This window comes from Vibrio sp. 1562 (genome assembly GCF_033340155.1).
Lineage (GTDB): Bacteria > Pseudomonadota > Gammaproteobacteria > Enterobacterales > Vibrionaceae > Vibrio > Vibrio alginolyticus.
Genome location: NZ_JAWOVY010000696.1, coordinates 1 through 539, shown reverse-complemented (window position 1 = coordinate 539; position 539 = coordinate 1). Strand labels below are relative to the sequence as shown.

The window sequence follows — 539 nt, the reverse complement described above, 5'->3', positions numbered from 1 at the left end:
TTCAGGGTTTTCTTCGTTAATCGCGGTGGAAACGACTACCACACTAGCCTTTTCGACATTACTTGCTTGGTGACCAATAAATACGGTTGCCCCTTTCGACACTAAGCGCTCGGTTACTGGGTTTTCAGACAAGTCTGAACCCGTGATTTCATAACCTTCGTTTAGAAGAACTTCAGCAATGCCGCTCATGCCCGCACCACCGATACCGATGAAGTGGATGCATTTCACGCGACGCATTTCTGGTACCATCGCGCGAATCTGAGCTAAGTCTTGTGTATGTTGGATAGTCATTAATTCGATTCTCAATAATTCGTTAACGCTTTTCGGTCAAAGCGACAATGGCTTGTGCGACAACTTTGTCAGCATCTAATTTTGCGGCACTGCGTGCCTTTTGAGCCATTGAAAGTAAAGCTTGGCGATCCAATTGTTGGATCTGTTGAGTCAAAGACTCCACGGTTAAATCAGGTTGTTCAATCATCTTCGCAGCACCGCATTCCACTAAGTGGTCGGCATTCAGTGCCTGTTGACGGTCTTTATGC

At 46.2% G+C, this 539-nt stretch carries 2 protein-coding genes; both read right to left on the bottom strand.

The features are described 5' to 3' along the window. On the bottom strand, positions 1-291 hold a 291-nt coding region (locus R7Z49_RS27150), incomplete at its 3' end, for a Mur ligase domain-containing protein (protein ID WP_318112773.1). A gap of 22 nt (positions 292-313) precedes the next feature. Next, positions 314-539: glycosyltransferase (locus tag R7Z49_RS27145; protein WP_318112772.1), on the bottom strand; the 226-nt coding region annotated here is incomplete at its 5' end.